At 34.6% G+C, this 22,427-nt stretch carries 14 protein-coding genes; 11 read left to right on the top strand and 3 right to left on the bottom strand.

The window, feature by feature from the left end; all coding sequences use genetic code 11:
- Positions 1 to 16 precede the first annotated feature (16 nt).
- The 11 genes from NZ698_RS14560 (at position 17) to NZ698_RS14610 (ending at position 16,248) form a co-directional block, all read left to right on the top strand.
- Positions 17 to 2,434 (top strand): ABC transporter permease, encoded by a 2,418-nt coding sequence (locus tag NZ698_RS14560; RefSeq protein ID WP_263003933.1) that lies wholly within the window; start codon positions 17 to 19, stop codon positions 2,432 to 2,434.
- A gap of 40 nt (positions 2,435 to 2,474) precedes the next feature.
- Positions 2,475 to 3,767, top strand: a complete 1,293-nt coding sequence (locus tag NZ698_RS14565) for a TolC family protein (RefSeq protein WP_263003934.1) — start codon at positions 2,475 to 2,477, stop codon at positions 3,765 to 3,767.
- A 501-nt stretch (positions 3,768 to 4,268) separates the two neighbouring features.
- Positions 4,269 to 4,874: a recombinase family protein gene (locus NZ698_RS14570; RefSeq protein ID WP_263003935.1), complete on the top strand. Its 606-nt coding sequence runs from the start codon at positions 4,269 to 4,271 to the stop codon at positions 4,872 to 4,874.
- Positions 4,875 to 4,996: 122 nt separating this feature from the next.
- Positions 4,997 to 5,572, top strand: coding sequence for a helix-turn-helix domain-containing protein (locus NZ698_RS14575; RefSeq protein WP_263003936.1), 576 nt, complete (start codon positions 4,997 to 4,999; stop codon positions 5,570 to 5,572).
- 337 nt (positions 5,573 to 5,909) lie between these two features.
- Positions 5,910 to 8,735 (top strand): TonB-dependent receptor, encoded by a 2,826-nt coding sequence (locus NZ698_RS14580; protein ID WP_263003937.1) that lies wholly within the window; start codon positions 5,910 to 5,912, stop codon positions 8,733 to 8,735.
- A gap of 4 nt (positions 8,736 to 8,739) precedes the next feature.
- Positions 8,740 to 10,053 (top strand): DUF5690 family protein, encoded by a 1,314-nt coding sequence (locus NZ698_RS14585; protein ID WP_263003938.1) that lies wholly within the window; start codon positions 8,740 to 8,742, stop codon positions 10,051 to 10,053.
- A 10-nt stretch (positions 10,054 to 10,063) separates the two neighbouring features.
- Entirely contained in the window at positions 10,064 to 11,218 is a 1,155-nt protein-coding gene (locus NZ698_RS14590) for a TIGR03364 family FAD-dependent oxidoreductase (protein WP_263003939.1), read from the top strand.
- Between the two features lie 2 nt (positions 11,219 to 11,220).
- Complete coding sequence (locus NZ698_RS14595; protein ID WP_263003940.1) at positions 11,221 to 11,889, top strand: phosphonatase-like hydrolase; 669 nt, start codon at positions 11,221 to 11,223, stop codon at positions 11,887 to 11,889.
- Positions 11,890 to 11,971: 82 nt separating this feature from the next.
- A complete protein-coding gene (locus NZ698_RS14600; protein WP_263003941.1) occupies positions 11,972 to 13,825 on the top strand; it encodes an alkaline phosphatase family protein in 1,854 nt (617 codons plus the stop codon).
- A gap of 259 nt (positions 13,826 to 14,084) precedes the next feature.
- Positions 14,085 to 15,485 (top strand): phage tail-like protein, encoded by a 1,401-nt coding sequence (locus NZ698_RS14605; RefSeq protein WP_263003942.1) that lies wholly within the window; start codon positions 14,085 to 14,087, stop codon positions 15,483 to 15,485.
- Positions 15,486 to 15,612: 127 nt separating this feature from the next.
- Positions 15,613 to 16,248, top strand: coding sequence for a DUF8453 domain-containing protein (locus tag NZ698_RS14610; RefSeq protein ID WP_263003943.1), 636 nt, complete (start codon positions 15,613 to 15,615; stop codon positions 16,246 to 16,248).
- A 616-nt stretch (positions 16,249 to 16,864) separates the two neighbouring features.
- Here the strand turns inward: NZ698_RS14610 and NZ698_RS14615 are convergent.
- The 3 genes from NZ698_RS14615 to NZ698_RS14625 all read right to left on the bottom strand — a co-directional run bounded on the left by NZ698_RS14615 (position 16,865) and on the right by NZ698_RS14625 (position 22,246).
- Entirely contained in the window at positions 16,865 to 17,233 is a 369-nt protein-coding gene (locus tag NZ698_RS14615) for a hypothetical protein (RefSeq protein ID WP_263003944.1), read from the bottom strand.
- On the bottom strand, positions 17,230 to 18,495 hold the full coding sequence (locus NZ698_RS14620) for a hypothetical protein (protein ID WP_263003945.1): 1,266 nt from the start codon (positions 18,493 to 18,495) through the stop codon (positions 17,230 to 17,232). The genes NZ698_RS14615 and NZ698_RS14620 overlap by 4 nt, the downstream gene beginning before the upstream one ends.
- A gap of 67 nt (positions 18,496 to 18,562) precedes the next feature.
- Complete coding sequence (locus NZ698_RS14625) at positions 18,563 to 22,246, bottom strand: hypothetical protein (protein ID WP_263003946.1); 3,684 nt, start codon at positions 22,244 to 22,246, stop codon at positions 18,563 to 18,565.
- Between the last annotated feature and the right edge of the window lie 181 nt (positions 22,247 to 22,427).

Raw genomic sequence — 22,427 nt, forward strand, 5'->3', positions numbered from 1 at the left:
CTAAAAACCATCAACTATGTTAAAGAACTGGCTCAAAATAGCATTCATCAATTACAGAAAAAACTGGCTTTCCACCATTATCAATGTGTTGGGGTTGAGTGTTGGTCTGTGTGTTTTCCTATTGATATATATCCATTGGCAGGATGAAAAGTCTTATGAACAATGGGTTCCCAACAATGAAGATATTTATTTTGTAGAGAATAAAAGTGCGGCTTTTGGCGTAATGTCCAGCTCCAGTTATCCCGAGATTTTTGTTTCCAAAGAAAAATTTTCAGAGATTGAAGATGCTACAATCTATAATGATTGGGGAAAAGAGAAACTCAGCTTTGGCGGCAATTCTGCGTATGTTACCGGCTCGGCTTCTGTGGATTCTTTTTTCAGACTGTTTCCTTTTGAGAAAGTTTCAGGTAATTTTCAAGGTGCATTGTCGGATAATGGAAAGGTCGCATTATCAGAAAAAACGGCACGGTTATTATTCGGTGATGATTATCTCAATGCCGTCGGAAAATCAATAAAAAATGATTCCAAAAGCATAGAATATGTGGTGACGGCAATATACAAACTTCCTGAAAGCAATACGGTTTTCCAGCCAGATTTTATCTACAAAAATCCTTATCTGGAGCAGTCCAAAGACCAATGGACAAGTTTTAGTTACAACGGATTTTTCAGGTTGAAGCCAGGCACAGATGTCAAGGCACTTGAAAATAAACTGTCGACACTGATGCAGCAACAAGACGTGATTTCTGCCAAAAAGTGGGGTTACGATGTTGATAAAAAAAATCCACCCTTGGTTTATCTGACATCTATCAGGAAGATGAAACTGGATGCAAAAAGTGAAGGCATCAACAAAGGCGACAAAAAATCAATATTGATTTTACTCACATTATCTGCTTTGATTCTATTATTGTCTGGTATTAATTTGATTAATCTGAAAACCGCTCAGGCTTCGCAAAGAGCCAAAGAAGTTGGCGTGAGAAAAGTAGTGGGAAGTTCGAAATCGAAATTGGTTTTGCAATTCCTGCTGGAAACATTTTTGATTTGTCTCGTAGCTTATGTCATCGCTTTTGCAATGGTAGAATTGTTTTTACCGTCATATAACAAATTTCTCAACAAGGAAATTAAACTCAATAATCTAAGCTTATTCATTTATACAGGCTTATTGCTGTTGGTTTTTTCATTGTTTTCGGGATTGATTCCGGCACTTTACCTTTCGAACTTCAAACCTATTAATACATTGAAAGGAAATTTCGCAAGAAGCAGACAAGGCGTTTGGTTGAGAAATTCTATTCTGACCCTTCAATTGATTATCTCATCATTTTTTATCATTTGTTCGCTGATTATTCATACGCAGGTCAAATTTATGATGAATAAAGATTTGGGGTTCAAAGGTGACCAGGCGATTCAGATTAATTTCAAGAAAATGAATTGGGAAAATAATTTTAATGTTAAAAAATACAAATGGCTGAAAAGTGAAGTGTCAAGAATCTCTGGCGTAACTGATGTCACAGGCTCTGTAAATTCCATAGGCAACGGTTCTGCCAACGCATCTATCGCTAAAAAATTAACTGATACAACCAAAACGGTCCAGACTATGCTTGGCGGAATAGATGAAAACTTTCTGCGCTTTTACGATGTGAAATTCCTCTCAGGCAGAGACTTGGATTGGAAAAAAACTTCCGACACCATTAGTGGTGCTGTGGTAAACGAAACCTTTGCAGGAAAATTGGGCTATAATCCCAAAACAGCGTTAGACAAAGAATTTTTCACTGGTTGGGACGGCAAGAAAAAATATAAAATATTAGGCGTGGTAAAAGATATAAACTACGCCGGTGTTGAACAACAAGTTATGCCAATCGTCTACTTCAATTATGACAGAAACTGGGTTAAAAATAATATGAACAATATTCAGATTAAACTTTCCAAAGACGATATCAACGGAACCTTGGAGCGCATCAAAGAATTTTGGCTTACCAAAGCAGAACCTGGCTACCCTTATGAATTTCAATTTGTTGATAAGCAATTCGCCAAGACATTCGAAAAATTCCAGAAGCAACAGACACTTTTTACCATCTTAAATATCGTGGTTTTGGTGATTGCACTATTAGGATTATTCGCCTTGTCATCATTATTAATAGAACAAAAACTGAAGGATGTTGCCATCAAAAAAACTTTGGGTGCAGACGAAAGAACGATTGTCTGGGATTTAACGAAAAGATTTTTAATCATTTGCGTAATCGCCGTTTTAATCAGCATTCCATTTGGATATTATGCGATGAACGAATGGCTCATGGATTTTTCTTACAGAATCGATATGCCCATTTGGCCTTATGTTCTGAGTATGATTTCATTATTGATTTTAACCTTCGTGGTCGTGAGTTTCAAAGCTTACCGAGCCACAAAAATTAACCTTGTTAAATACCTGAAATACGAATAACAAAGAGTAATTAAAATTTCTCAAACATTTAGTAATTACAATGAAAAAACTTTTCATCATATTAATTTTAGCAGGTAATATAATTTCTGCCCAACAAATATGGACTCTAGATCAAAGTCTCGATTATGCAGCAAAAAATCATCCGTTGATAAAACAAGCCACCGTCAATATTCACAAAATTGAACATCAGATTTCCGCTGCAAAAGGAATGCTTTTGCCGTCAGTTGAAGTCGGAATCAATCATAATTACAGTTTTGGCTCTACGATTGATCAGACTACCAATCAAAGAGGTTCTCTTAATACGCAATATGACCAGATTTACGCACAAGCTAATTGGGAATTGCTGAACTGGCGGAACTATCTAAATATATCTTTATCCAAGATCAATAAGGAAAGTTCGATCTATAAGTTGAAACAGGCTCAAAATGAGGTCAAACTGAATGTAATTGCGATGTTTTTCAATTATCAGAACAACAAAAGCTGGTTGGAAGTACTGGAAACACAAATTTCAGGAATTGAAGATCAAATAAAACGGACAGAAAAGGAAGTTGAAATCGGAAACAGACCCAAAAGTGATGTGTACGACATTAAAGCTAACCTGGGAACTTTGCAGGAACAATGGGTTTCTGCAAAAAACTCTCGCGATCTTTCTAAAATAAATCTACTGAATGCATTAGCGATTACTACTGACACTTTAGATTTTAAAATGAATGAAGAGGGTCTTTCTGAAATTAATTTTAATGATCAAAATTTCACAAATAGTCTTTTAGAAAAAAATCCGGCTTATATAACTATTGTTACAGAGATAAAAGCCGCTGAAAAGAATATCGGTATCGCAAAATCGGCTTATTTACCTACATTGAACGGGCTCTACAATTGGTCAAGCTTTTACAGCAAAACTTTGGGAGAAACTGCCGACAATTTTTCAGATCAGTTTAAACGAAATAAAAGTCAGCAAGTTGCTTTTGGACTCAATATTCCTGTTTTCAATAAACTACAAGTCAAAAACAATGTTGAAATTGCAAAACTAAATGTAATCAACTTTAATTATGAAAAAGAAATCGTGATCAACAATCTGATTCAAACGATCAATTCAATCAAAACACAATATCAGAATTCTGAAGAAAAGTACACTTTGCTGCAATCTAATTTTGAAAACCAAAGATTATCATTTAAAAAATCTGAAGAAAAATACAAAGAAGGTTTGATGGATGCTTATACTTTTTTTGTGGTAAGAAACAACTGGCTTCAGGCAAATTATAATCTGATAAACAGTAAAAATGAAGTTCTGCAACAGACAGAATTATTAAGAGTGCTGCAATCGGATTTTTAGTGTTGTAATAATAGAAATAAATATTTTGTGTTTGTTTTTATCTAAATCAACCGTAAATCTACATTTTAAAATAAAAAAACTCCCTAAATAATTTAAGGAGTTTTTGATGAAATCATCTGCGATCCGGACGGGACTTTGAGCATTTCCACCAATCCCCTATCGTATAGGTTTTCAGCAAGTTAAACTCATTTCGGTCTCGAATTTACCCCTTAAAATTTATGTAATTTTATTACGTTTTGTAGATATAACAAAATTATAAAATTTATCGATATTAGGCTAAAAAATTTAAAAAATTTTGCAAAAATAATATTTTATAATTCCCTACTCTATCATAGCATTTTATTGAAGTTCCAAAAATCATCACTCAAAAAGCGGTGGTATTTTGAGATTTTGATATATGTAAGTTTTAAAATCTTACTTTTTCAATTAACTTTCTCAAAATCTCGTATCATTAAACAAAGTTTCATAAATTTACGGAGTATGAGTTTAATGTAACATATTATGAAAATTGGATATGCACGGGTTTCTACTAAAGATCAAAATTTAGATCTACAGATCGAAGCTTTAGAAAAAGCAGGTTGTGAAAAAATTTATCAGGAGAAAATTTCTGGCACAACAAAAAATTGTCCTGAACTTGATAAGATGATTGAACAATTTAGGGAAGGTGATGAACTTTCTGTTTGGCGACTGGATCGGTTAGGGAGAAGCTTAAAAAATATTATTGATCTTGTTCTAAGTTTAAGTGATAAGGGTATTATAATAAAAGGTATAACTGATGGAGTCGATACTTCCACAATGAACGGGAGACTCTTTTTAAATATAATGGCATCCTTATCCGAATATGAGCGTGAGTTGATCCGGGAGAGAACCAATGCTGGCCTACAATCTGCTAGAGCAAGGGGAAGGTTAGGAGGAAGACCAAAGGGGTATACTAAAGAAACAATTTCCAAACTGTTACTTCTACGTAATATATATAAGGATGTCACTAAGCGTCCGGAAGATATTTATAAGCCTTTTGGATTGACTAGGGCAACATTCTATAGGTATGCTAAAATTCTTGATCATCATACAGATGAAGAAATAAAAAAAATGGGAATTAAAAAATAATTACTTTTAAAATATTTAATTTAAGAAATGTTTACTATTTGTAACATTTTTTATACTTAGATTTTATTTAATTGTTATTTTTACAGTCAATATAAATAAAAAAGCCTGAAACAGTAAATATTATGAGTGACTTTCTAATAGGTATTGGAAAAAGACTGAAAGATATTCGAAAGAAAAACAATCTTACCATTAACGATCTTGCATCAAAAGCTCATGTGAGTAATGGTCTGGTTTCAAGAATCGAGAATGGAAGGACAATTCCATCACTGCCTGTTTTACTTGAACTCATACAGTCTTTAGATATTGATGCCAGTTATTTTTTTGAAGGCGTTGAGAAAAAATCTAATGCTAAATTCATTTTTGTACCTAAAGAAAATCAACAGGTTATAGAAAAAGAAGTGGAAGCTGAAGGTTTTAAATACATGCATATTTTCAGTAAAAGTCTTCATTCATTAGGCTTTGAAGCAGTTTTATTGACCTTGGAACCCAATTCGAAAAGAGATAAAGTAATTACGGATGCCTGGGAATTTAAATATATTTTAAAAGGTAAAGTAAAATATATCATTGATAATGAAGAAATTGATCTTCAGGAAGGTGACTCGCTTTATTTCAATGGAAAATTACCACACGTTCCGGTCAGTATTTCCGATGAAGATTGTATGATGCTCGTGCTTTATTTCTACTCAGACAAAGACTAAAAAATCACATATTTTTTATCATTTCGAATGCAAAAGTTTACAAATAGTAAAATTTGGTTTTCTACATATTTAAGAATGTTAACATAAATTCCACATAAGGAGATCGAACAAAATGAATTGCTCACAAGCAATTCATTTTTCATTTATATAAATAACTCCCTTTTAAACAATGTTTTAAAACATTTTAGCAGCAAGATTTCAATACAATAAGTGTCGTAGGTCCGTAAGATTGAGTTAATAATTATCTATTATTTATTAAATATAAATTAATATTAAAATTTTACATATATTAAAATTATTAAGTTGTTTTGCAATAGAAATTTAATATATGTAAACAATGGAAACAATTATAAAAAAATCTTTATTTCCTCTTTTTGCCTGCTGTACGATATTTGTATCGGCACAAAAACAAATCGTCACCGGAACGGTTTCAGATAACAGTCAGCCACTTCCCGGCGCAACGGTTAAAATCAATGGAGGCTCAAAAATCGTAATCACAGATGTTGACGGAAAATTTTCTGTCAATGACCTTAAACCTGGGCACTACGATTTACAGTTTACATACATCGGTTATGAACCTCAAAATATGACTGTTGATCTGATTTCAGATCAGTCCTTAGATTTGGGAATTATTTCAATGTTTCAAAAACAGAAGAATATTGATGAAGTTGTAGTCACAGGATCTTTGAAAAACAGTGAAGCTCGGGCCTTGAATATGCAGAAAAACGCAATCAATATTTCGAACGTCATCGCCTCAGACGGTATCGGAAAACTACCGGACAGAAACGCAGCCGAAACCGTACAAAGAGTTCAGGGTGTCTCCATCGAGCGCGATCAGGGTGAAGGAAGATTTGTTTCTTTAAGAGGACTTCCGCCATTCTGGGCTTCTACAACCATTAATGGAAACAGACTTCCAACGGCTGAAGAAGAAACCACTTCGAGAGCGACAGCTTTTGACTTTTTCCCAACGGAATTGATTTCTTATGTACACGTCAACAAATCGTTTACTCCCGATATGGAAGCAGACGGAATTGGCGGCGGTGTGAATTTCATCACCAAAACTCCACCAATGAAAACCGAGTTCAGAGGTACTATAGGTACGGGCTATAATGCAAAGTCGGATAAAGGAGTTTATAATCTTGGTTTATTGTACGGAGGACGCACGAAAGATAAAAAATTCGGATATCTTGTTAATTTTTCACACTTCATCAGAAACTGGTCAACGGATAATTTTGAAGCAAGAAGAAGCGGTGATGAAGGAGTCTTCAGAATGGAACTTCGTGATTACAACGGAGTAAGAAAAACCACTGGAGCGAATGCAGCTTTAGAATACGTGTTGTCTCCGAAAAGCACCTTATATCTTAAAGGAATGTACGGAACTCTTTCAGATGACGAAACTCACTACAAACACAGAGTGAGATTTGATAAATTCAGTGCGGCCAACAACACGGCAAGAGTTGAGCTTCAGAATATTCACAATTTACTGATCACAGAACTGACTTCGGTTTCTTTGGGCGGAGTTCATCAGCTGAATAAAAGTAAAATCGACTGGGATCTTTCTTACTACAACAACCTTTTCAAATACGGAAATATTCCTGATAAGCAGAATAATTCTTACTACGTAATTAAATATACTCAAAGCGGTGTAGGCATCAATACGGATTATATTTCAGATAAAGGAAACGGCCCGAGAGCTTACTGGAAAGCAGATGGCGGAAAATTAGATTTAAAAGATCCAGATGCATTATTTGGCTTTTACAGCAACCCAAATTTCAAAATGGATGCTTCTCAGATGAGGTTTACAGATTTGGAATTTTATAAAGTGTACGTTCAGGAAAAAGATAAAATTGTAGCAGGTTTCAACCACGAAATTAATGCTTCGGACAAATTAACTTTAAAGTATGGTTTAAAATACCGTGATAAAGAACGTAACGCCCGTTTCTCTGATATTTTCTACAACTGGTCAAACGGAAATGCGCCATTGTTGTCAGATTTCAATCAGCATATCACGACACAACCTAATGCTACAAAGTATTTGAGTGAGATGAATGCCAATATCGGAAACACTTTCGGTCCGGTACTTTCAACAGGTGGAATGGATCAGTTTTGGTTTCAGAATCAAGGGAATTTAGCCATCAACAAAACCGATTCCGAGGCGCTTGAATATAATAAAGCATTGGGAAGAAATTTCGATGTTTTCGAAAAACATGCAGATGCTTACGGTATGGGAACTTATAAAATCAATGACAAAATAACCGTTTTAGGAGGTTTGAGATTATCGAACACGCACACCAAAGTGAAAGGTTACAATGTTGTTGGTGACGTATTGACGCCAGTGGAAAATACCAAAAACTATCTTGCGGTTTTACCAATGTTGCATCTAAAATACATGATCAACGACAAGACAAATTTACGATTTGCAGCGACACGTACTTTTTCAAGACCAAATTTTGGAGACCTTACTCCAGGTGGAACTTACATTGAAGCAGACAACGAGTTTAAAGGTGGAAATCCGAACCTGAACCCGACCTACTCTGTCAACTTTGATTTAATGGGTGAATATTATTTCTCCAATGTCGGGATTTTGAGCGGTGGAGTTTTCTACAAATCAATCACTGACCCGATTTTCCAAGATTCTTTTATCGGAAATTATAATGGAATCAATGGTGTGCAATTCAGTGCGCCAAACAACGGAAAAGCAGCGTGGTTAGGCGGAATCGAATTGGGAATCAATAGAAGATTTGACTTCCTGCCGGGATTTCTGCAATATTTTGGAACACAGTTGAATGCCACTTTCATGACTTCTGAAATGGAAAAACCAAGCGGAAGAATGGTAAAACTTCCTTATCAAGCGAAAGAACTGTACAATATTCAACTGTTCTTCGAGAAAAAAGGATTCAATGCAAGGCTGGCTTACAATCACAAAGGAAAATTTGCAGTAGAATATGCTGAAGAAGATCTTTACGATTCTTACTACGGAAAATACAGCAATCTTGACTTCGGAACATCGTACCAAATCAATAAGCATATCACTGTTTTCGCAGACGTCAACAATATTCTGAACAAACCTTTGATCTATCATTTCGGAAAAGATGAACAAAGACCTGAACAGGTAGAATATTACGGTGTAAGAGGAAATATTGGGGTAAAACTTAATTTCTAAAGCCATGATTACTACATCAAAAAACAATACACTAAGTGTAACTCTGAAAGCGGCGATCGCTGCTTTCGGGGTTTACTTCTGCATGTATGCTTTTAGAAAACCTTTTGCGGTGGCCTCATTCAGCAACTTGGAATTTTTTGGTTTTGATTATAAAATTTTAATCATCATTGCACAGGCAGTCGGTTATTTTATCTCAAAATTCATCGGAATTAAATTCATTTCAGAACTGAAACCCCAGAAAAGAATCCTTTTTCTTTTGATTTTTATCGGAATTGCCGAGCTGGCTTTGTTAGGTTTTGCGATTGTTCCTGCACCATATAACATTTTGTTCATGTTCATTAATGGAATTCCTCTCGGAATGATCTGGGGAATTGTTTTCTCCTACATCGAAGGAAGAAAAACCACCGAAATTATCGGATTATTTCTTTGTTCAAGCTTTGTAATTTCTTCAGGAGTGGTAAAATCTGCAGGAAAATTTTTAATGGACAGCTTCGGAATTTCAGAATTCTGGATGCCGTTTGCAACAGGTTTGATTTTCATTATTCCATTAATCATTTTTGCGGTTTTATTGAATAAAATTCCGGCTCCGGATGAGGAAGATATTGCCTTAAAAAAAGAAAGAAAACCTTTGAGCGAAGAAGAAAGAAGCAGTCTGGTCAAAAAGTTTTTCCTTCCATTGGTCAGCATCACGATTCTTTACATTTGTCTGACTGTTTTAAGGGATTTTCGCGACAATTTCAGCCGTGAGATCTGGGATGAGATGAACGGTTCTGCAGACAGTTCGGTTTTCACTTTGACAGAAGTACCGATTTCCATAATGGTTTTACTTATTCTCGGATTTATGGTCAAGGTAAAAAACAACATAAAAGCCTTTGCATATTATCATTACATTCTTTTTGGTGGAATTATTTTGGTCGCTTTATCAACCATTTTATTTCAAGGCAACAGCATTTCTCCGTTTTTATGGATGACGATTTCAGGTTTTGGGATGTATCTCTGTTATATTCCATTTAACGGAATTTATTTTGACCGGATGATTGCTGCATTTAAAATTAAAGGAAATGTCGGTTTTTTCATCTATTTCGTTGACGCATTTGGATATTTGGGAAGTGTTTCCGTTCTGTTTCTAAAAAATTTAGGATCGCAGGATCGGTCGTGGCTTCAGTTTTATATTCATCTTAATTATATCATCGCCGCCGTCGTTTTGCTTTTTTCGATCATTGCTTTTTTAGCATTCCAAAAAAAATCAAGATCAAAATCAAATGCTGATGACGAAGGAACATCACAGACAATTCGTTTTGATGCTTTTAAAATTTAAAATAATACATATGAATACTCAATATGATTTAATTGTTGTAGGTGGTGGAGTTTTAGGAACCTTTCACGCTTATCACGCTTTACAGAAAAACCTAAAAGTTGCAATTGTTGAAAGAAATTCTGTTCCACAAGGCGCAACAGTAAGAAATTTTGGACAGGTCGTTCCTTCGGGAATGGACATTAAATGGCAGAATTTCGGAAAAGAAAGTTTAAAGTTTTATAAAGATTTCCAGTCTAAAACTGATCTTACCGTAAGACAAAATGGTTCGGTCTACATTGCTTCCAATGATGAAGAGCTACAACTTATTGAAGAACTGGCCCAGATCAACAAAAGCAATGATTACGAATCGGTCATTCTTTCGAAAAGCGAGTGCATCCAAAAGTTCGATGGCTTGAGATCTGATTACTGTAAAGGCGGACTGTTCTTTCCACAGGAGATCTCAGTGGATTCCAGCGAGATGATTGTCAAGCTTCATCAATATCTGAATAGTCAGGAAGGTCTGGATATTTTTTACAACACCACCGTTGTGGAAACCACTGAAAATAATGCTCAATGTACTGTTACCACTGCAGACGGAAAGAAAATCAATTCTTCAAAAATTATTATCTGTGGAGGACACGAGTTTAAAACTCTGTATCCTGAGGTTTTTAATGAAAGTGATCTCGAAGTCAGCAAACTGCAGATGCTTCAGACCAAACCGCAGGGGATTTATTCGCTGCCGGGAAATATCCTTACAGGATTGTCCATCAGAAGATATGAGTCTTTCAGCGAATGTGTATCTTTTAAATCAATCAAAGAAAAAGAAGACAAAAACTCTTTTGAGAAAAAATTCGGGATTCACATTTTATTCAAACAAGCTTTGGATGGTTCAGTTATCATCGGCGATTCTCACGAATATGCGTACGCCAAAAATGCTGATGATCTTGGTTATGATTTAAATATGGATATCGACGAATTTATGATTAATGAAGCTAAAAAAATTATCGATCTGCCAACCTACGAAATTCAGAGAAGGTGGTTCGGAATTTATTCTCAGTGTAAAACCAAAGATATTTTCGAGCACAATGTTTCGCCAAACATTCATATCGTGACGGGAATCGGCGGAAAAGGAATGACCGGAAGCGGTGGCTTTGCAAAATTTAATATTGATACAATTTATTCTTAAAGATGAACATACAATTATTGGTTCTGGATATGGCCGGAACAACGATCGATGAAGATAATGTGGTGTATAAAACACTTACAAAAGCCGTGAATGACTATGGCTACGAAGTGACTTTAGATAAAGTGCTTGAAATCTGTGCCGGAATGGAAAAAGCAGAAGCCATTAAAAACTTACTCGAAAACATAGGTGGAAATACAGCAGATACCGAAGCTATATTCGAAAACTTTTCTGATGAACTGGGACTTGCCTATGATGATCTCGACGTAAAACCCATCGCTGGTGTTGAAGAATTTTTGTTGAAAGTAAAATCTAAAGGTAAAAAAGTAGTTTTAAACACCGGATATACTCATAAAATTGCCAGTCAATTGCTCACAAAACTCAACTGGAAAATTAATGTTCACTACGACGCTCTGATTACTGCCGATGATGTTTTGGAAAGCAGACCTAATCCTGAAATGATCTTCCTTGCAATGAAAAAATTCGGAATTACGGATTCGAAAACAGTTTTGAAAGCAGGAGATTCGACCATCGATATTCATGAGGGAAAAAACGCAGGCTGCGGAATCACGATTGCCGTTCTGAGCGGTGCACAAACAAGAGCACAACTTGAATCGGCATTGCCCGATCATATTTTAAACAATCTTTCAGAAGCTGAACATCTCCTTTTTTAATTACTTCAAAGAACTGGTTACAGAAGTTTTCTTTAATCAGTTTTAATTCAATTTCAAAAATTAAATCTTTAAAATAGTTATTATGAAAACAAAACTTCTTTCTCTTTTGGTCATGACCAGCGCATTGATGAGTGCACAGACCAAAAAAGTTCTTTTTATCGGGATAGACGGTTGCAGACCCGATGTGATGATGTCGTCTAACACTCCGAACATTCAGGGATTATTGCCGACTGCAATTTATTCTTTAGATGCCATTACATTGGCACCCACTATCAGCGGAAACGGCTGGAGCTCTATGCTGACAGGGGTCGGAGTCGATAAGCATAATGTACCGGACAATAATTTCACCAATCCCAATTACGTAAATTACCGTGATTTTTTAACAAGAATTGAAACATATAATTCCAGTTTAAGAACCATATCATTGGCTCACTGGGCACCGATTAACAACAATATCATCAATACTGCTGATGTAAAAACAAACTTCTCAACTGATCTTGCGGTAAAAAATGCAGCAGTCAATGCACTGCAGAATGATAATCCTGACGTCCTGTTCGTTGATTTTGACGATGTGGATGGCGCAGGACATTCATACGGTTTTTCTTCCACATCAACTCAGTATGTAAACTCAATTCAGACTACCGATACCTATATCGGTGAGATTCTCACTGCAATGAAAAACAGAAGCACGTACAACAGCGAAAACTGGCTGGTGGTAGTTACCACTGATCACGGTGGAGAGGGCAGCTCACATGGTGGAGGAAATCTTACGGAACGAGATATTTTTTCAATTTATTCCAATCCTTCGTTTGTTCCTCAACAGATTAGCAAAACCCAGCTTCAAAATACACCAACCTATAACCGTCTGAATTTCCCCGCAGGAACATACGCGAAGCCATCTGTGCAGAGCGGCTTTAATTTCGGAGCCACACAAGATTTCACGATTGAATTTTGGGTGAAACCAAACGTCAACTACAGCAGTGACCCAGTATTGATTGGAAATAAAAACTGGAATAATGGCTACAATAAAGGGTTTGTCATTTCAGGATATTCCGGGCAGACCTTTAAAATGAATATTGGTGATGGCAGCAACAGACTAGATCTAACTGGAGGAAAATTGGTGACCAACCAATGGAAACATATTGCTGTAACTTTTGACAGAGACGGTCTTGCGACAATGTATGACGATGGAGTTCCTGTAACCGTTGGGAAAATGAATAATATCGGTGATATCACTTCTAATTTACCATTAACCATCAATCAGGACGGAACCAATACTTATGGTGTCAACCTCGCTGCATCCTACAAAGATGTAAGAATCTGGAATGCAAAACTGTCCAATGAAGCCATTGTACAGTGGGCAAATCAGGATGTAACAAACTCGCATCCTTTCTACGCTAATCTTTTGGCAAACTACAAGATGACTGAAGCCTCCGGAAATGCTTTGACAGATTCAGGACCTTTGGGTAATAATGCGACAATTACAGGTTCACCTACAAGAAATCTTCAGACATCAGAAACATTTACCATTCAGAATTATCTGAATACACCAAGGCAAACCGATCATTTCCCAACTGTACTCAACTGGCTTTGTATTCCGGTAATGACTTCATGGGGAATTGACGGAACTAACAGAATTCCTATGTGCGACCTTGGAAGTTTAGCGGTTACTGAACAGGTAAAAAGCAGTTCTGATCTTGCAATTTATCCCAATCCTGCTAAAAACGAACTGACCGTGAAATTTAAATCTACTGAAAATAGAATCAACCTGCAGATTATTGATTTTTCAGGTAAAATAGTTTTCAATAAAGATGAACAGTCATCAACGGGTGATTACAATGAAAAACTAAATATTTCAAACCTTTCCAATGCAACCTACTTTGTGGTGGTGAAAGAAGGTTCAAAAAGAACACAGAAGACTTTTATCAAAAACTAATAGTTAGAATAATTAATTTTTGGAGTACAGACTGATTTTGGTCTGTACTTTTTTTACCAAAAAAATATATAATTTGAATATTGATCCATTTCCATTGTAATTTTGAACTTCAATATTTTTTTTTGGTCTTTTTAATTATCAATTTTGTCTCAAAAAACGATACCAGTGAAATTTCGGTGTTGATTGATAATTAATAAATTAATAAAAAGGCACGCATGTTCATCTACATATGAATATATTTGTGGAAATTTTGTATCGTATGAAAACTGAGATGATTACCGGGGCTTTATGCTTTTTTTCTATATCCGCATTTGGGCAAGTGGGTATCAATACCCAGACTCCGGCGGCAACGCTGGATGTAGCTGCCCGTACAACCGGCACATCAGCCTCCACTGCTGAAGGATTAATCGCTCCGCGGCTTACCATCGCCGACTTGAATGCAAAAGCTTCTGCCTATGGAACGGCCCAGGTCGGATCCCTGATTTATGTGATAGACGCAGGTAACGGTATCCCGTCCGGACAGACTGCCAACATTAATGCAGCCGGTTATTATTTCTTTGATGGAACGGGTTGGCTGAAAGTGACAACAGGAAATACAGGAAGCGCAGGAAATAGTAATGATATTTATAATAGTGACGGTGCCTTAGCTGCCAACCGTACAATAGCAATGTCGGATAAAACGTTAGCTTTCAGTGCAAATCCTACTTCTGGAACCAGCCATTTTACAGTGGATGATACTACGTTGTCGGTAGATGCACTAAATAACAGAGTAGGTCTCGGTACCAATGCACCTTCAGAAAAACTGCATATAGAAAGCGGAAATATGTTTATGCATCATGATAGTCCCACGATTTACTTCCAGTCTACAATACCAACAAATTATTCTAATCCCAATAATAACAATGGATCTATTGTGTTTTATAATGGAGCAAACTCTACGACAGAAGGAATGTATATGAGACATGTCAATAATCCAACCGGATATATAGGAGGAAACCAACTTCAGTTCGGTTCTATTGATAATGGGGCCTTTAGTTCTATTCTGAATATTGGCAATGTAACAAAACAAGTCCTTATTGGTACTACTTCACCTTCTTCCAGTAACGGAAGTTATTCTAAATTGGTAATAAACAGTGATGTAGCAAATCAAGCCATTCAGATTATAGATGGAAACCAAGGTAACAATAAAGTCCTTACAAGTGACGTCAATGGAAAAGGGACATGGAAATCAATAACTGGGCTAACTGCACCCTCCACAACCTATATATGGGATAATCCCGGATCCGCTGGTACTTTAGGATATTATCAAAATTACGTATACGGACCTTATACGGTCGGTAAGACGGGATGGTATCAGATCAAATCACGATGGTTTTATATTCAAGCTCCACAATCAGTATCGGGAACTGATCAGGGAGTCGGTACTGTATGGATGCAGATCAATACCAGTAGTAGTAACAATATGGATGCTTTGAATAATCCCTCTATTGTCAATGAGCCTGTAGATGAAACAATTATGTTCAATCGAATGATTACAGGGTCAATGCTTTCAGGGAAGATGATGTATCTCACCTTAGGCACAAATTATTACATACATATATCAGCGGCCTTAGTAGATCGATATGCAGAACAAAAATTTATCTTGAATTATGTACAATAAGTAATATCCGGAGAAGATTTGACCTTTATAGATTCATATATCATTCCGACTTCTTATTTTTATTTGGAAATTAAAAAAATCTCACAAAACGATAAGCTCTAATTCGTTTTAGGAATAAATAAAAAATATGAGTAAAAGATTTTCGAGAAATTTAATACTGAGTGTAGAATACTTAGCTTTATGTGGTTCTATTATTCTGATATTTTATTCAATAATAAATTCTAATTGGGAGGTGACAGCAGCGGCTTTAGCGGTAGTTGCTGCCATAATAGCAAATTTCAATTCTCAACGTATTTCTTGGAAACAAGAAGATGAGTACGAAGCTGATTTAGATATCAAATTTGATCTAAAAATAGTTAGAAAAATGGCATTGCTTGTAATTGAAAATACAGGAGGTAGTAGAGCTTATAATATTAAATTTACTATAACACCAGAGCTAAGAGTATTAAACAATAAAATCATAAAAGATGGTGATTTAACTTTTATTGACAAAAAAGAAAGAATTCAGTATTACGTAGCTTATACTCCTGATATGTTTGACGAAAATTCAAAAGGCGAAAGACCAAAGCAGTATACAGTTCATTTCTCATTTTCACATACTGAAAATGGAAATTCAGTGAAAAAACAGAAAACAATTTCTATGGAACAGTATAGGATGACGACATCACCTGATTCAGATTTAGAAAACTTCTTTATAAAAAATAGCAATATCTCTGAAAAATTGGATAAGTTGGAAAAAGCTGTTCTAAAGATTAAAAATTAATTTCCAAAACTACTTGTTCACTAGTAGAAAGTCTCGAAAAACGATGAAATACATTTTGAAAAAAAACTAATAAGATTAGGAAGAAAACAATACCTATGTTTACTAAAATATAATTATAAAATACCATAGAAAAATTACAATTGAGATTACTCATCAAACATGTAGAAGGCGCAACAATCGCATATTTATATAATCGTGAATCTTTTGATCTATTAAATATTACACCTATTAAATTTGATAATTCGCAATTTATAGAAATTAGGACAAATTATTGAATATGGTGGCATAAAATATAAAGTTGAAGAAATTAATTTTAAAATGGAGCAGGATTTCATGATATTAATCCTAATATAGGAGTAAATTTATACTCACCTTCAGATCCGTCGGGATTTAATTGCCAAATGGGGATTTTTGCGAAAGATATAGAGTAATATTATGAAAGTAGAAAATGTAATATTTAAATCATTACATATTTACTGAATACTTTGAGTACGTGAATTTGATTATTATAAAAAATAAAACGGAAATAATCTCAAAAAACGATAAATACATATAAATGATTACAAAAGACATTTAAGTATAAAAAAACCGCAACTAATGTTGCGGTCTATTTCAATTATTTATCAACCACTTTTATATTAGGCGAAGAAGCAGGATGATTTCTAAATATATATTTATATTTTTTATCTTCAAAAATACCTTTTACAAAAATATCTTTTTTATCACGAGTTCCTATTTGGTGAAATGTTGCAACATCCACTAATTGTTTTAGCTTTATAACTTTATCTTTATAAAGAATATTATCTAGATAGACTGTTTTATTATCTTGTGGATTCTTTTCACTTGCAACATCTATCTTACCTTTTAAGTAAATATTAGCTTGTTTATCCTTATAAAGTAGATCCTTTTTTATCATAGAATAAGGATTTTTTTGATAAGGACTTAATAAACCGAATAGGATTGATATAAAGATAATTATTTTCATTTTCTTTGAAATTTTAACAAAGATACATTCAATTTTGCCCAATATCCAAATTTAGGTTTTGCCCAAGTATAAACCCATTGGGATTGCCCTACCAATCCATCACCTATTGTTTTAAGTTGCCCATAACTACTCGTTTCTCCATCTTCATCATATATTTTATATGTCGGATCACATGGATTTGTATTATCTATAACAATAAATAATGTGTGGAATGCTTCGACAATAGATAAATAAAAAATATGTATTCCTATTTTATTTTTTACGACTGTTTGGAAGTAATTATTAATTGCTTCTTTACCATTAGTTTTTAAAGACAATTTTCTGCTTGGATTGTTCCCGTACTTATCTATTTTATTTACTTCTTGAATACCAAATATTCCACCATCAAACTCCTTATAATTTCTACCATATCCTAATTTTTCTATTTTTTTTGCTCTATCAATAGCTGTCGTAAAGCCAGGACTATATATTAATTGCTGACTTTTATCATCATATGCATAAAAATCCTTTTTGTTGTCTACTATTGCACCTAAAAATCTGTCTGCTCCTTGAATACAATAATTTACGGAATATTCTCCTGTTGTAGGTCTCTTTTTATGCTCTTGAGAAATGATTGACAACAAATCAAAACCCTTTTTGAGCTCATCCACCATGAATACATCTTGTTGAATAACTGTAAAATTAAGTTTTCCACATTTAACTGTTTTTTTCGAACGTCCCCAAATACCATCATTATCATCACTAGCATAAATTTCAATTGAAAATTTATCTCCTCTATTTAGTGTATGAAAAATTTCTAATGTATATTGGTCTCCAAATTCAGCATCTTTTAGATCATACGTTTTAGAATTAGTATTTATCTTTTCAGGATTTTTTTCACTTAATAACCTTATTTTTGCTTTCGCATTATTTGTCCTGAACTCTAAAATTCCGTCACCATCTTGATAACCCCATCCGTCATATCCTTGTATATTTTGAAGAGGGATATAAGCTTTTGAGTTTTTTGTTATTACGATATCAGGAACTGTATAATTTCTTAAATCATCGTCAAAATCAATCCCTAAATTTATTTTTTCGCTAGCACAATCTGCAACGGATACTATACAATTTTTAGATTTTTCAGAATTGTTAATTCTAACAATTGGTAAAAAATCTTCATTATCAGGTTCGCTTTGAATTTTTTTAGCTTCTAATACCTCTATATTTCCCAACCCCAACGCTTTTATTTTATTGGGCAATCCTAACGCTTTTATTTTGCTCATTTTTTCTAAATTTTAAAAGTTAAAATAGACATGGTGGCAGAAATACCACCATTTCTTTAATTAAATCTTAATCTAAAGTACTATCCGCAATAGTACCATGAGATAACTGTACATCTCTAGGTTCAAAACTAGTTTTAGTCTCTAATTCTAAAGGATTTTCACAATTAGTAGCATCTAATTCAGGGAAAATCGGCAATGGTTGATCAACAGGTAATCCTGTAGATTTATCCTGAATAATGGTAAGCGTTGTTGGAACTCTTGTAATCCAATACTTTCCTTGCGGTTTTCCTGTTGGTTGACGCATTTCGTCTGCAATAGACATGTACATCGGATCTCCGATTACGGGAACTTCTCCGCCGTTCCAGATTTTACCTGTTGTAAGGAAGAAATTGACAGCATCTTCAAATCCCGGTTTTACAGTGACAATGACTCTTGCCATACCTGCTTGTAAGAAACTTCTGAATAATGGATCTGTACTTTCAGAAACGTACATTTCCTGCCAAAGTTTACGATTTGCCCAATAGTATGGATAAAATGTGTAATCCATGATTTCCCACTCAAAAGCCTGTTCCATGAATTTCGCTAAGGCTGTATATTTATCAAGATCTTCACCTAAATAAACCTGATAATTTTCCATTACCGTATCTTTCTCTGCTCCGTTGGTCATTACTTGTCCTAAAACACTCAGATAATCTTGCAACAGATAAGCAATACAGTTATGTTTCAGAACATCATGCTCCATGTATCTGTAGAAAGTTCCTGTCTTTTCTTTAGCTGCAGCTTCTTTCTCTTTTTGTTCCGCATCGAGTCTGGCCTGTTCTTCCTGGAATTTTTTATACGCTTCTTCGTAAGCTGTGATGATTAAATTAAAATTCTCTTGTTGCCATGCCTGCATAAAAGTATCAGATAATTTACAATACAATGTCACATTAAGAGTTACATCTTCAATATTTCTGCCTCTGTATAAGAAATTAAATGATCCTTCAAGATTCAATCCGGTTTCCATAACAGTTCCCTGATTAATTCTTCCTCCGAAACTTAAATCTCTGTCACCGCCTCTTCCGTTGCTGCAATAGAAATTACTGTTATGCCACAGAGAATTTCTGCTCATATAAAATCCTAGTTTCATTGTTGTAGCAGCATAATTAGGGGTAATGTTTATAGGAGTCCCTACAGCTCCGAAAGAACCGGTAGAATTTGGTCTTCCTTTAATTTCCTGATAAACTTCAGCGTCTTCTTTGGGAAGATCGGTAAGTTTTACACCGTAAATTTGTGCCCAATATTGTAATAACGCTTTTGTTGCAGACTTAGAATCTGCCATCGTGTAAGGTCTGTCTGCTTTTCTAGGATCAATAGGAGCAGTAAGAATTTGACCTTTTGCTACAGCTAAAGATAATCTATGTAACCTTGCCGGTTCAGGAACCATAAATTCAAACATAGTACGTTTACCATAATTATAAATCTGGTTTTTCATTTTCTTATCAATCCAGCGATAAACTCCTGTAATATGTTGAGGCGGTTCGTTGGTTGTAAGAGCTTTTCCTCGGTTGTCAAATTCGTGTACGTTGGTTTCTGTGTATTCTTTAATGATTTTCTGGACTCTTTCTTCAGAAATTTTGGTAAGAACTCTTTCCATTGCTCTTTCTGTAATCTCCTGAGATTTCATTACAGCTTGTCTTGTGCTATCATGTTGAGCGGTATTGTTTGCATATTCTGCACCAATTTCAAATGACATTCCATAACCTCCGTAAGTTGCACGAGTGTGAGCTGTGATGGCTTGTTGCTTTTCTACTTCTTTTGCAACTTCAGTCTGCATGTCTGTTCTTGAAGTTTTAGAAGTATCAGAAATTTTTTCTGTTTCCTGAGATTTTGATGTCGTGTCTGTAATTTCAGAATAATCTCTTGCAACGGAAGATTTATGTCTTAATTCACTTGCCATTACATTTTCGATATTCGAAACTTCTCCCGGAACATAAGCATGAACACTTTGTACAACTTTAAGGAAATCGGCAACTCCCAATCTTTTAATTCCGAAATTCTTTCTTCTGTAAGTTTCTTCAGATCCTTTTATCGGATTTTCTGTGCGCTCTTTTAAGGTAAGAATTCCTGTTAATAATTGATTATTTGGAATTTTTAATAATTCCAGATAGGCTTCACTTCCATTATCAAAATAAACATCAATTCTTATTTTTGAAATAGATGCAAATTTGTTGACCATTACAGCCGGAAAGCTAATCATATTATTAAGTACAGAAATATTACTTAGTGTTTCCTGATAAACTCCTGTACTAGATTCTAACACTATTTTTGCATTGGCAACACTCCATGAATTATCCTGCACTTCAAAAGAGAAATTAATAAATCCGTTGTTAGGAATAAATATAGATCTAGAATAAATCGCCTGTAAATTATATGCTAAATGAGTAATTGAACGAGCATTTACCACCGGAATTAATGCTCCTCCAATATTTGCATATTGTGTTTGCTCAATCGTTGCGTTATCCAAAGCATTTTGCGTAGTTGCTGCAATATTATTCTGAACATGAGCAATTACTTCATTAAATGTCTCATAACTATCATCAATTTGAAGAAACTGTGCTCCGATCTTCAATTCCCTTTCAGAAATAACCTCACTTTTTGCATCTTTTGCTAATTTTGTACGAAAGTTTTCGTTGATGTCCTGAACGGAACATAATTCAATAAATAAATCCAAAGATTCCGGAGATAGCTTTTCCTGAAGATCAGAAAGGTTGATTTCATTTTTATATGAAAACTCAAATACCGGAAGATTTAATTCTTTTAAATGATTATATAATCTCTGTAATTCTTCCTCAGAAGCTTTCTGTTCGAGTAAAATATCGATCTGTTCAGATATTTTTTCGTACTCTTCTAATTCTTTTCGATAGTTATCTTTATATTTTTCATATTCTATTTGATAAGCTTTCTCACTCGATTTATGATATGATTTTTGAAGTTTTTCTAATTCGGAATTTAATTTTTCAAGCTTTTCTTTTCTTAGTAAAGCTTCAGTAACAATCAAATCATTTTTTGCAACAGAATTTATTCTTTCCAAATCTTTCGGAGCAAGTGATACGTTTGAGGAAGCTTCTGATTTTAAAGCCGCTCCATTTCCGGTATTCACATTATCTTCTTCCAAGAATAGATATTTCGGCATTACTATTTTACCATTGAGTGCATTATCCAAAGGTTTTTTATCACCATTTGCTTTCAATACATCTTCATTGATGTCTATATATTGTGCAAAACCAATATGAATCGCTTTTAAAATATGACTGATTGCTTCTTTTACATAAAAATCTTTTTGGCTGACAATCTGATAAATAAGATTATTCCAAAGATTATCAAAAATTTTCATAGCATCTAAAGTCAATTCTTTATTGCTGTCGATCAGAGAACTGTAATATTCCTTTGTGTAGTCCCAATCGCCTTTAGAAAGAGTTTCTTTTTTTGAAATTTTTCTTCCGATTACCAAAAGAGTTGCAAATACTCCCGTTTCTAATTCCTTTTCTGTTTTAATAGCTGAAGGAGCAAAATCTGAGATTTTAGAAGATAATGCCTGAAGTTTTAAAGTCCGACCGCTTCTTGATGAAACAGCATCATCGAAAATACCTTTCGCTCCTGATGGACGATGAATAAAACCGAGATTTCTTCTTTTAGTTTCTGTAAGTTGTGGGTTTCTTAAACTCACGAATCTGAATAACGTCTGAGACGCATTGTTGTTTGTTGACATTTTGTGTAGATTTGTTTGATTTTATAAAGGTTAAGATTTGAAGGTTCTTTTTATTAGAATTCCTTCAGGTTTTAGCCTTATTTTTTTAGGTGGTTTCCGGCGAAAGATTTCCACCTTAGTATTTAATATCAAGTTTCATTTCTGTATTTCTCTTGATGCAAATATCAGTGCTGAAAGCGAC

The organism is Chryseobacterium edaphi, from assembly GCF_025628985.1.
Lineage (GTDB): Bacteria > Bacteroidota > Bacteroidia > Flavobacteriales > Weeksellaceae > Chryseobacterium > Chryseobacterium edaphi.

Bases quoted from the DNA above. Each gene is read 5' to 3' on its own strand.
- NZ698_RS14560 (WP_263003933.1), top strand. From the start codon at position 17: ATGTTAAAGAACTGGCTCAAAATAGCATTCATCAATTACAGAAAAAAC.
- NZ698_RS14565 (WP_263003934.1), top strand. From the start codon at position 2,475: ATGAAAAAACTTTTCATCATATTAATTTTAGCAGGTAATATAATTTCT.
- NZ698_RS14570 (WP_263003935.1), top strand. From the start codon at position 4,269: ATGAAAATTGGATATGCACGGGTTTCTACTAAAGATCAAAATTTAGAT.
- NZ698_RS14575 (WP_263003936.1), top strand. From the start codon at position 4,997: ATGAGTGACTTTCTAATAGGTATTGGAAAAAGACTGAAAGATATTCGA.
- NZ698_RS14580 (WP_263003937.1), top strand. From the start codon at position 5,910: ATGGAAACAATTATAAAAAAATCTTTATTTCCTCTTTTTGCCTGCTGT.
- NZ698_RS14585 (WP_263003938.1), top strand. From the start codon at position 8,740: ATGATTACTACATCAAAAAACAATACACTAAGTGTAACTCTGAAAGCG.
- NZ698_RS14590 (WP_263003939.1), top strand. From the start codon at position 10,064: ATGAATACTCAATATGATTTAATTGTTGTAGGTGGTGGAGTTTTAGGA.
- NZ698_RS14595 (WP_263003940.1), top strand. From the start codon at position 11,221: ATGAACATACAATTATTGGTTCTGGATATGGCCGGAACAACGATCGAT.
- NZ698_RS14600 (WP_263003941.1), top strand. From the start codon at position 11,972: ATGAAAACAAAACTTCTTTCTCTTTTGGTCATGACCAGCGCATTGATG.
- NZ698_RS14605 (WP_263003942.1), top strand. From the start codon at position 14,085: ATGAAAACTGAGATGATTACCGGGGCTTTATGCTTTTTTTCTATATCC.
- NZ698_RS14610 (WP_263003943.1), top strand. From the start codon at position 15,613: ATGAGTAAAAGATTTTCGAGAAATTTAATACTGAGTGTAGAATACTTA.
- NZ698_RS14615 (WP_263003944.1), bottom strand. From the start codon at position 17,233: ATGAAAATAATTATCTTTATATCAATCCTATTCGGTTTATTAAGTCCT.
- NZ698_RS14620 (WP_263003945.1), bottom strand. From the start codon at position 18,495: ATGAGCAAAATAAAAGCGTTAGGATTGCCCAATAAAATAAAAGCGTTG.
- NZ698_RS14625 (WP_263003946.1), bottom strand. From the start codon at position 22,246: ATGTCAACAAACAACAATGCGTCTCAGACGTTATTCAGATTCGTGAGT.